We start from the raw sequence: 11373 nt of genomic DNA, 5'->3' as shown, positions 1-11373 counted from the left end.
TTAAATTATAACAATACCATCAACTGTTTTACATAAGGACGCTCCCAGTCTTTAAGATGCAAACGTTTATCTCCATACTTTAAAATATCAATGTCCATATGGACAGTACCTCTTTCTTTATCTTCTGGCTGGCGACCACACAACTGTTCAATCTTCTTCAATTCAAACTGAAGTTTGTCTAAATGCATAGCAGTCATAGCTTCAGCCATACAGTTAACATATTTGTCGGATACAATACCAATAGGCTCAGTCCAAATCATCTCCGTGAAATGAATATTATCTAAAAGACACTTTAAAAGAGATTTGGCATAAAGCACATTTTCCATCTGATTCACATTTGAACCTATAGACAATATAATCTTAACAGAATTTGACATTGATACTATTCATGAATTCAATATGCAAAGATACTAAAAAAATGTACATAATAATATGTATATTCATCATTTTTTGCTAATTTTGCAAACGTAGGAATATTCAACCTATCTCACTTTACCCGGATTAGACTCTTATATGAAATATAAAAAAAATACCCATCACAATATTTTTATCATTAGCTTGCTTATGCTGACGTTATTACCTATACAGAAGGCACAAGCACAAATGCGATGGAATCAAGCCTACCAAAATTATATAGATCAATATAAAGAGCTTGCCATCAGACAGATGCAGAAATATCATATTCCTGCTAGTATAACCTTGGCACAAGGATTGTTTGAAAGCGGTGCCGGTTTAGGTAAGTTAGCTAAAAACTTCAATAATCATTTTGGTATTAAATGCCATAACTGGACAGGCAACAAAACTTATCATGACGACGATGAACAAAACGAATGTTTTAGGGCATACGACGATCCAAAAGAAAGCTACGAAGACCATAGCATCTTTCTACGCAATAACCAAAGATACGCTTCTTTGTTTACACTTAACCAAAATGACTACAAAGCATGGGCATATGGGCTAAAACGATGTGGATATGCTACCAACCCTGCTTATCCGCAAAAGTTGATACAGATCATAGAACTATATCATCTTAATGAATTGGATAAGGGCAGCAAAGATAAATTTATTGAACAGCATAGCGGATTTGACGTAGCTCAAGATAGGCTTCACCCTATAAAGATGTTCAATAAGAACTATTATCTATTAGCTAGAGAAGGTGATACATTTAAGAGTATCGGCAAAGAAGTGGATATTAGCTGGCGCAAACTTGCTCGCTATAACGAACGAGACAAGAAAGACGTGCTTCATGAAGGAGACATCATATTCCTGAAGAAAAAACGTAGCAAAGCTCCAAAAACATTCAAGAATGTACCTCACGTGGTAAAACCTGGGGAAAGTATGTACTTGATATCTCAACGATACGGTATAAAATTGAAGAGCCTATACAAGATGAATAACTTGTCACCAACTTATCAGATTTATCCAGGAGCAAAACTTAAAGTTAGATAAAATCCTTGACATCATTGAGGAGATAACATAAAAATGAGAAAAGTAATATTATTCATACTTTTTGCCTTAACGGGCACCACCATTGAGGCACAAAATTTTAATGAATTTTTCACAGACAATACACTTCGTATTGACTATACATTCGCTGGCAACAAACAAGAGCAACATATCGCTGTTGATCAACTAAATGCTATACCTAAGTGGTATGGAAAACGCCAACACCTTTCAGAACTACCAGTAGAAGGCAACGGACAGATAACAGTGAGAACGCATAGCACAGGCAAAGTTATCTATCGCAACTCGTTCTCTACCCTCTTTCAAGAATGGCTTTCATACGATGAAAGTAAATCTATATCTAGAAGTTTTGAAAATGTATTTCTCGTACCTATGCCTAAAGATACTGTGGAGGTAACACTAGAACTAAGAGACAACCGCCGTCAGGTGATGGCTTCTTTAACCCACCAAGTGGTACCAACAGATATTCTAATTAGACATATTGGCGAAAAAGACGTCACTCCATACATCACCTTGCAGCAGGCTGCAGATACAAACCGATGCATTCACTTAGCCTTTATCGCAGAAGGATATACGAAAGATGAAATGGCAACCTTTATTAAAGATGCCGATACTGCCGTAGAAGCAATGTTCGAACATGAACCATTCAAGAGTATGCGTGACAGATTTAATATCATTGCAGTAGAAGCTCCTTCTGCAGAAAGCGGAACCAGTGAACCTGCAAAGGGAATCTGGAAAAACACAGCTCTACATTCACACTTTGACACTTTTTATAGCGATAGATATCTAACAACTTTGCATCTCAAAGACTTACATAATTGGTTGGCAGGTACTCCTTACGAACACATCATCGTTTTAGTTAATAGCAGTAAATATGGTGGTGGTGGCATTTTGAACAGTTATAACCTCACCTCCACCCATCATCTCTACTACAAACCAGTAGTAGTACATGAGTTCGGACATAGTTTCTGCGGACTAGCAGACGAATACGCTTATGAACAAGAAGATATTCCAATGTATCCTCATGATATAGAGCCATGGGAACCTAATATTACAACAAAAGTAGATTTCGCCAAGAAATGGCAAGATATGCTTCACAAAAAAGACAAGGCTATCGGACTCTACGAAGGAGCAGGATACAGTTTAAAAGGCGTATATAGGGCATATCCTGATTGTAGAATGAGAACCAATCAGAATCCTGAGTTTTGTAAAGTCTGTCAGCGTGCCCTGATTCGACTCATCAACTTTTATACCAAATAACGAATAAGAATATTAAGAATATAATCATTTGAAATTCAAGAAACAACATATATTTTTATTTCAAAAATTCACTATCTCGGCACTTATTATTCTTTTAGCTGTACCCGTAAAAGTTCACTGTCAAAAGAAAGATGATGCTCGTAAATTGGGTATGGCTCTTGAATATTTCACCTCTGCCAAATATAGTGAATCTCTAGCTCTCTTTCAGGATCTGGATAAAAAATATCAACTAAATCCACGATACATAGCATATATTGGAGTATGTTATTATTATATATGGGATTATGAGAATGCCATTAAATATTTAGATGAAGCCATACCACAACTCGATCATTTCGCACCTCATGAACGAAGTGTATACTATTACTGCAATGCAGAAAGTCATTTTAATCTGCAGAAATATCAAGAGTCAGTGCCCTTATACGAAAAAATGCTCGAGTTGTGTTATGACGAAGAAAAAGCCGATGTGCTATACCATTTAGGCTTCTGCTATATGTTTCAAGAAGACTGGCTATTGGCAAGAGATTATTATCGTATGGCACTAAAATACTACAAGAAGTACCTAAATATACCTGAGAAACAAGCTCGAATGGCTCAGATAAAAAATATGATAGCAGGATGCATAGAGCATCTTCCTCAAGAATTTAACTATTTACCCATCTGTAAATCCTTCGTGGAGGAAAAACTTAAAGCTGCTTTAAATACAGAAATCACGAAGCATTTATCCATTACAGATACGGATTCGATAAAAGTTTCTCAAATAGACTAATAAAAAGCTCATATTTTTTTGCAAATTCCTCAAAAGCTATTACTTTTGCAATAAATTCAATATTATGGAAGAAATCAAACTTGAAATAAAAATGGATTTCGCCCAAATGGACGAACTCAATGACATTGAACAGCAATTGATTAAGCGCGCTATAGAAGCCACTCATAATTCATATGCAAACTATAGTCACTTCTACGTGGGCGCAGCTCTACTTCTTGAAAATGGAGAAATCATGATTGGAGCCAACCAAGAGAATGCAGCTTTCCCATCTGGTCTTTGCGCTGAGCGCACTGCCATTTTTGCAGCCCAGGCAAACCATCCAGAACTGAAGATTACAACATTAGCAATCGCTGCTAGAAACGAAAATGGTCTCTTAAAATCTCCTATCACACCGTGTGGAGCATGTAGGCAAGTTATTCTGGAAATTGAAGACAGATACAAGAGTCCTGTTCGCATCTTATTATATGGTACAGAAGGTGTTTATATTATCAAGTCTGTAAAAGATTTACTTCCACTCTGCTTTGTAGATGAGAATATGCATAAAAAATAATTAAACAATAATATTATTAAAAAGGGAAATAACCAGAACGTTATTTCCCTTTTTCTGTTATTTTTCTGTCTCTTTTCTCACAAATTCATAAGCACCAATATCAGGTATACTATCTCTTAATGTACCATCATGATCATGAGAAGTTCCAGATGATTTATCTCCTGCATTAATAGCAGCTGACTTTTCAGACAAGTGAAAGTCATAAATCATATGACTCGTATCTAATAAGACAAAATGCTTACGACCATACATCGTGGTATCGCTTACATCCTCATATACAATATGCGTAAAACGTACACTATCATTTGTCGTTATCGCTGGGGTACGAATAATACAATAATCAAAAAAACAATTCTTTAGAGAATCACTTCCAGGAATACCTAACATTTCATCATCAGCATATCCTGTAATCAAACTATTACGAACATGCAACTTCACAAACGATTTCCAACTCTCATCAAACTTAAATGCATATTCACGATTAGCACTAAAAGGATAAAACTGAGCAAAAGTACAATGATTAAAACTAACGTCCCCCCCATTAATATCGACACAATTCCCCATTGTATTACTAAACTGCGAATTTACGATATCAAGTTTACAATTTACGGCATACAACCCTGCACCCTGACAGTTATGAATTATACTATTGCCCATAGTAACTGTAGAAGAATCTGCATAAACACCATTATAAGAACTATGAAGGTCAAGATGTTCTATACACCCCTGAGCACCAGGATTAAATATAACACCTTTCCATAATCCCGGAGTACGATCATATGGCAGGTAGTCAAAAAGGTTATCTAAACGATCACTTCGAAGGATAACAGGGTGACCTGCGGTTCCATCTACATGTAAAGCACCATCAACAGAGATACCAGCACCCTGATGAAAATAGACAGTTGTGCCTGCTCCCAATGTTAACGTAGCCATACTATCTATCTGAATATCATGCTTCAATACTATAGGTCGTGTACTACTTATCAAAGTATCTTGGGATATGTGGAGAGCATCGAGAAGATCAGCATCCCAACTATAACCACAAAGATTTACCACATGCTCCTTAGCACTTTCAAGAGTAAATATCAAATTATCCTCAACCAATTGCGGATCTTCCTTACCAGTTGTAGCAGATGTCAATTCTACAAACACACGAATACTGTCGCCCTTACGAATTTCTATATCATACAATCGATAATTGGAAGACGCACTCATATATGAGCCATTTACATTAACACGATATCCTGAACTTATACCATTTTCCAATCGCACAGAAGCCAAACGTAGACCAGCATTAGAATTATTGTATATCCAAAAGGAACGTGTAGTAGTTGGTACATTTGAAAAAGTCGTATCCATCCGAACAGTATCGGTTTCAAATGTAAGCACAGCAGATGGAGATGTAGTAAAGCTATCATCATCCATGCAGGAAGTAAAAAAAACTATCGCAACAAGAACAATTGCCAGAAATAAATTTCTATTTTTCATATTTACATAACGCAAAAATAAAATACTTATTTCATTAACTAGAGTCTTCCTTTGGAATTCCATGTACTCCCAATTAAAGCAAAAAGGCCGATAATAAACATCGATACTGATGGTATATATCGCCACCCATTACTTGCTGCTACATACCAAACTGACCCTCCCAAAAGGAGTAAAAGAATAAAGACTATAAGTACTTTTTTCATACTGTCGCAATTTGCGTGTAAAATTACGTTTTTTTGTGGAAAACGACTAATTTTAGAGCATAGAAATGAAAAGAAAAATAAGTTATAGGGGAATAATATCCAAAAATAGGGGTAAAATTATCGTTTTTGATCAAAATGTTATTTTTTATTTTGAATTCATAAAAAAATTAATACCTTTGCGGAATAAAAAATCGACTACAAAACTTAATAATCTGAAAATAAGTAGAAACCAGATTATAAAACCTAATATACGGAGAAAATTAAACTCTAAATAATTTTTAACTAAAACAAAACACATGAAGGACGCAAAAAAGCGAATGTGCAAATTGTGCCTTATTCCTGCTCTTGCCGCAACTCCCCTCTCGGGTATGGCACAAGGTGTAATTAAAGGTACAATTTATGACTCCAACAATGAACCGATTATTGGTGCATCGATTGTGGAAAAAGGTAATACCAAGAATGGTGCCGTAAGCGACCTAGATGGTAATTTCACCTTAACTTTGAAAAAAGGCAGTAAGGCTGTTATTTCTTACATCGGAATGATTTCTCAGGAAGTCGGACTTGGTGAGAAACAAATTATTGTTCTAAAGGACAATGCCAGCGATTTAGGTGAGGTTGTCGTTTTAGGCTATACCAGTAGAGCCCGTAAAGACCTTACTGGATCTGTTGGTTCTATCTCTGGAACTAAACTTGCAGCTGTACCCGTTACATCTGCTGCTGTCGCTCTCCAGGGTAAGATAGCCGGTGTACAGGTAACAACTGTCGATGGTCAACCTGGTGCTGATGTCAATATCCGTGTCCGAGGTACAGGTTCCGTAACTCAAAGTAATGACCCTCTTTACATCGTCGATGGATTTGAAGCACCCAACATTAACGATATACCTCCATCGGATATCGCTTCTATCGATGTTTTAAAAGATGCTTCGCTTACAGCTATTTATGGTGCCAAAGGTGGTAATGGTGTTATTGTCGTTACCACCAAAAGTGCGGCTGCTGGTAAAATTCAGGTTTCTTTCAATGGAAATCTTTCAATCAGTCACTTAGCTAAAAAACTCGATCTGATGAACAGTGCCCAGTTTGCAGACTACTGTTGGGATAGAGCCGCAGCTGGTAGTACACGTAGCAATGCAGCTAAGTATTTCCGGGCCAACTTTGGTAACCCTAATGATCTTGACATTTATCAGAGAGCAACCACTCACGACTGGCAAGACGAAGTAATGGGTGAAACACCTCTTAATTATTCAGCTAACCTCACTGTCGGAGGCGGTTCTGATAAGATTCACTTTAACACCTCACTTACCAATAGTCAGGATAATGGTATTATCCTTGGATCTGGTGTACGTCGTACTAATCTAAATATCAAACTAGAAGCTATACTCTCTCCTAAATTGACCTTGAAAATGAATCCAAAGTTCTCTTACCGCCGTGATATTGGTGCTGGTGGCGACAACATTGGTTCAGGAGGTGTAATTGACGTACTCCGCTATCGACCAACAAACGGTTTGCGCGAATTTGCATTTTGGGATCCAGCAACTGTAGACCCTGACGAAGAAGCTAATTTTGCTTATACCAATCCGAAAAACGATATTCAGACCAATACGCAAAAGAAGCACAGTTACAATATTACTAATCAGATTGCATTAAACTGGAAACCAATCAAGGGACTTACAATAGAGACAAACTTCTCTTATCGTATGTACTTCAACGATACAAATCGTTTCTATGGCCCTTTGACCAAGACTGGACAGTCTAATAATAAGCTTCCAGTAGCTCAGATTACGAATTCTCATCGTGAGGCTTATACATGGACAAATACAGCCAACTATAATTTTAAGATAAATAAAGAACATGAATTTGACTTTTTGTTAGGCTCAGAAATTCAGAACGATCAAACCAAAACAACTTATCAATTTAATCGCTATTTTCCTCGTGAAATAGATTCTGAAACGGCACTCAACAATATGACTTTGGGTGTACCTTACCAGTCTACATCTAGCTTGACTACCCCTATTCGACAGGCTTCTTTCTTTGGTCAGGCCAGTTGGAATTATAAACATCGTTATCTGGCAGCTGTAACTATGCGTGCGGATGGTTCCACTAAGTTTGCTCCAGAGAATCAATGGGGATATTTCCCTTCTGTATCAGGAGCTTGGGTTCTCTCAGAAGAACCATTCATGAAAAATATCAAGTGGATTAACAACCTCAAGATTCGCGCTTCATGGGGTCTTGCCGGTAATAACCGTATAGACAATGATATGTGGCGTTATCTCTACTCTGTAAGTACTACAGGTGGTCCAGGATTCGGCGAAGCTACCGAAAATGGAGAACAATACTACAGCTTTGGCAATGGTAATAAGTTCACCAACGAGAAAGTAAAGTGGGAAACCAGTGTAAAACGAAATCTCGCTGCCGACATATCACTCTTTGATAATCGTCTGCAGATTACACCTGAACTTTATTGGAATACGACCAAAGACCTACTCTATCTTTCGGATATACCTTCTGCAACAGGTTACACTACACAGATGCGCAATATCGGTCAGGTTTCCAACACTGGTGTTGAGTTGACTGTAAACTACGATATCCTTCGTGGCAAAGACTATGTACTGAGCGCCAATGCAACATTCGGTTACAACAAATTTAAAGTAGATAAATTAAATGAAACCGATAATGTAATTTGGGACAACAACAGCCGTTGGTATTCTTCAAGTGCAGTTACCAATAATGACTATGCTATTCGTGTAGGAGATGAAGTTGGCTTGCTATATGGTTATGTATACGATGGTCTTTACTCTGCCGACGAGTTTGATTTTGATCCTAACCAAAACTTCCTGGCTATACCAAAAAAAGGCACAGTAATCATGGACGGCATATTCAATGACAGCCAAAGTGGTACAGCCACTTTACCTGGTAAAATAAAATTCAAGGATCTCGACGGTGATGGTAAAATTACAGAGGCCGACCGTACTAACATTGGCCATACCGTTCCACGATACGAAGGAGGTTTTGGCTTAAGCGGTCAGTGGAAAGGTTTCGACTTTGCTGCCAATTTTAACTATATGCTTGACTTTGACATTGTTAATGCTACTGCATACCAATTGTCTTCGTCTACATCAACCAGCAGTACATTCTATAATGTATTGAGTAAATTTGCAGACAACCGTTGGCGCTACACACGCATTTCAGACGGCGAGAACCTATATAAAAACTATTATATAGATGGGGCTTTGGAAGAATATATCAGCATGAATGCCAACGCAACATTGTGGAACCCTGCAGACATTACTAACAATGTTCTCCACTCTTACTTCGTAGAGAATGCCTCTTTCCTCCGTTTGCAGGATGTTACAATTGGCTATACCCTACCTCGTAAACTAACAGCACGATGGGGTATAAGTAAAATACGTGTATATACCTCTGCTTCTAATCTCTTTGTTATCACAGGATATACGGGTTATGATCCAGAAGTCGACATCCAGACCAGTCTCTGCTCAGGTATGGACCTCAACCGTTATCCACGTAGCCGTAGTTTTGTATTCGGTGTGAATGTGACTTTCTAAATTACTAAAGAAAAAAATATGAAACTGAAATATATTTTTATGACAGGATTGGTTATGGCAAACCTCACATCCTGTAACGACTATCTAGACGTGGATACCCCTTCCAAATATGGTGATGATTACGTCTTTAGCACAAAAACAGAAATTGATCGTGCTCTTAATGGTGTATACGCACAACTGCTCAACAATAACCTTTACGGCGAAAAGTACCTTAAAGATTTGTGTTTGAACAGTGATGTAGATTTTGCTACATCTTCTGACGAAGCTGCAACCAGCAACGGTTTCCGTCGCTTTGAATGTACTGCCGATGCAAGTCAATTAAAAAATACATGGAACGCAGCATATCAAGGTATCGAATATGCCAACAACTTTATTTATCAGCTCGAAAAAAGCAATATCTATAAAGCCGGCGATGAAGACCTTTTCCAGAAAATGGGTGAAGCCAAAGTTATTCGCGCCATGTTTTACAATGATATCATAGATTTATGGGGTGATGTACCCTTCTCTTTCACACCTACTTCAGAAAAAGAAGATATGATTACTCCAATTGTTAATCGAGATACTATCCGAACTTTACTCATTCAGGATCTTCAAGCTATTGCACCTCGTATGAAGTATGCTCGCTCTTTGGAAAATACTATCGAGCATGTTTCTAAAGAGGCTTGCTGGGCAATGATATCACGTATGGCTCTTTCAGCAGGTGGCTATTCCCTTCGGCCAAACAAAAGTGATGTTACCAGTCATGGTACTATGGAGCGTCCTGCCAACTATCGTGAGTTTTACCAGATAGCCCGTAATTATGCAGATTCTGTCATTAAATCTAATACACATAGTCTAAACAAGAGCTATCGTAATGTCTTTATCGATGAATGTAACTTCATCGTAGACAATGGAGATGACCCAATTTTCGAAATTCCATTTGCCAAAAAAACAAGTGGTAACATCGGTTATATTCAAGGTCCAAAAGCCTCTCTTTCTTCAGGTGTCTCTATCCAGCCGAACGTATGGGGTGAAACTAGCGGTAGTGCTCAAATAAGTGCATTCTATGGTTATTCCTTCGATGAAAAGGATGCTAGACGCGACTATCTGAATGGCATGTGGAGCTATACTAATCAAGGCGACTCTATTTGTGTTCCTGCAATTCAAGCCAATTATACAATGTATAATAATAAATGGTCTAAATTATGGTCACAAGCTGGTAACTTTGAGAATAACTCATCTGGTTCTACTGGTATCAACTATCCGTACCTGCGTTATGCTGATGTCTTATTGATGTTTGCAGAAGCAGAAAATGAACTCAATAATGGTCCGACAGAAGCTGCCAAGAATGCATTGAAACAAGTTAGACGACGTGCTTTCTCAAGCGAAGATATTCCATTGAAAGTAGACCACTATGTCGACTCTGTTAGCGCTAATAAAGAGTCTTTTCTCATGGGAGTACTCAATGAGCGTAAATGGGAATTTGCAGGTGAAAATATGCGTTGGAAAGACTTGGTACGTAATAACCTCTATAGCGTAGAATGCTTCTATTCTTTCCTACGTTATTATGGTGTAGGTGAAAATGCTGGTGGTACATCTCAATACCTAGATTATGTTGCAGAGCATGATGGAGTAGAAACAAGCCGTTTCGACAAACTTCCATTCAGTGTATACTATCGTCGTATAGCCAATCCGAAAAATACAGATGTTTATCCAAATACAGCTTTGGAAATTTTAGAGATTGCTAACCCATACACTAATCTCAACAAGAAACCTACAGACGATGAATCTATAACGAACGAAGAATATACATGGAAAGAATATCAAGGCAACTTCGGTTGGTGGAACGATGGTAAAGGAACTCCTACCAACCAATGTATGTATTCATTCTATGGTTTCATTCGTGGAAGTGAAAATGGCATGATATATCTGGTAGGAAATGATGGAAACACACAAATGTTAGGCGAGGTTACTGGCCACATGACAGCAGCTCAGCTTCCTGTAGTACGCTACATTCTACCTTATCCAAGTTCAGCCATCCAGCGTAGTGCCGGTGCATATAAGAACTATTATGGTTACGCTAACTAATCGAGTTCAAAC

At 37.9% G+C, this 11373-nt stretch carries 8 protein-coding genes; 6 read left to right on the top strand and 2 right to left on the bottom strand.

Going from position 1 to position 11373, the window contains the following annotated elements; translation table 11 throughout:
* Nucleotides 1-5 precede the first annotated feature (5 nt).
* On the bottom strand, nt 6-377 hold the full coding sequence (locus L6471_RS07415; RefSeq protein ID WP_006282936.1) for a 2-amino-4-hydroxy-6-hydroxymethyldihydropteridine diphosphokinase: 372 nt from the start codon (nt 375-377) through the stop codon (nt 6-8).
* Between the two features lie 136 nt (nt 378-513).
* Between L6471_RS07415 and L6471_RS07410 the strand changes: the two genes are divergently transcribed.
* The 4 genes from L6471_RS07410 (at nt 514) to cdd (ending at nt 4043) form a co-directional block, all read left to right on the top strand.
* Nucleotides 514-1449, top strand: coding sequence for a glucosaminidase domain-containing protein (locus L6471_RS07410; RefSeq protein ID WP_006282937.1), 936 nt, complete (start codon nt 514-516; stop codon nt 1447-1449).
* Between the two features lie 33 nt (nt 1450-1482).
* On the top strand, nt 1483-2724 hold the full coding sequence (locus L6471_RS07405) for a M64 family metallopeptidase (RefSeq protein ID WP_094449031.1): 1242 nt from the start codon (nt 1483-1485) through the stop codon (nt 2722-2724).
* A 28-nt stretch (nt 2725-2752) separates the two neighbouring features.
* Nucleotides 2753-3493, top strand: coding sequence for a tetratricopeptide repeat protein (locus tag L6471_RS07400; protein ID WP_006282939.1), 741 nt, complete (start codon nt 2753-2755; stop codon nt 3491-3493).
* A 64-nt stretch (nt 3494-3557) separates the two neighbouring features.
* Nucleotides 3558-4043 (top strand): cytidine deaminase, encoded by a 486-nt coding sequence (cdd, locus tag L6471_RS07395; protein ID WP_006282940.1) that lies wholly within the window; start codon nt 3558-3560, stop codon nt 4041-4043.
* 57 nt (nt 4044-4100) lie between these two features.
* Here the strand turns inward: cdd and L6471_RS07390 are convergent, their stop codons facing one another.
* The gene (locus tag L6471_RS07390; RefSeq protein ID WP_237797638.1) at nt 4101-5531 is read right to left on the bottom strand and encodes a choice-of-anchor Q domain-containing protein; all 1431 of its coding nucleotides are present in this window, start codon (nt 5529-5531) and stop codon (nt 4101-4103) included.
* 499 nt (nt 5532-6030) lie between these two features.
* Here L6471_RS07390 and L6471_RS07385 point away from each other — a divergent pair, with 499 nt between their 5' ends.
* Together L6471_RS07385 and L6471_RS07380 are read left to right on the top strand one after the other, a co-directional pair.
* The gene (locus L6471_RS07385) at nt 6031-9294 is read left to right on the top strand and encodes a SusC/RagA family TonB-linked outer membrane protein (protein ID WP_237797637.1); all 3264 of its coding nucleotides are present in this window, start codon (nt 6031-6033) and stop codon (nt 9292-9294) included.
* Nucleotides 9295-9312: 18 nt separating this feature from the next.
* Nucleotides 9313-11361, top strand: coding sequence for a RagB/SusD family nutrient uptake outer membrane protein (locus L6471_RS07380; protein ID WP_027453420.1), 2049 nt, complete (start codon nt 9313-9315; stop codon nt 11359-11361).
* The last annotated feature ends 12 nt before the right edge of the window (nt 11362-11373 follow it).

The organism is Segatella bryantii (genome assembly GCF_022024215.1).
Classification (GTDB): Bacteria; Bacteroidota; Bacteroidia; order Bacteroidales; family Bacteroidaceae; genus Prevotella; species Prevotella bryantii.
The sequence above is the reverse complement of the archived record's forward strand: the minus strand, read 5'-3'. Positions and strand labels throughout refer to the sequence as shown.

Excerpts from the sequence above, each read along its gene's own strand:
- L6471_RS07415 (WP_006282936.1), bottom strand. The coding sequence starts at position 377 with ATGTCAAATTCTGTTAAGATTATATTGTCTATAGGTTCAAATGTGAAT.
- L6471_RS07410 (WP_006282937.1), top strand. The coding sequence starts at position 514 with ATGAAATATAAAAAAAATACCCATCACAATATTTTTATCATTAGCTTG.
- L6471_RS07405 (WP_094449031.1), top strand. The coding sequence starts at position 1,483 with ATGAGAAAAGTAATATTATTCATACTTTTTGCCTTAACGGGCACCACC.
- cdd (WP_006282940.1), top strand. The coding sequence starts at position 3,558 with ATGGAAGAAATCAAACTTGAAATAAAAATGGATTTCGCCCAAATGGAC.
- L6471_RS07390 (WP_237797638.1), bottom strand. The coding sequence starts at position 5,531 with ATGAAAAATAGAAATTTATTTCTGGCAATTGTTCTTGTTGCGATAGTT.
- L6471_RS07385 (WP_237797637.1), top strand. The coding sequence starts at position 6,031 with ATGAAGGACGCAAAAAAGCGAATGTGCAAATTGTGCCTTATTCCTGCT.
- L6471_RS07380 (WP_027453420.1), top strand. The coding sequence starts at position 9,313 with ATGAAACTGAAATATATTTTTATGACAGGATTGGTTATGGCAAACCTC.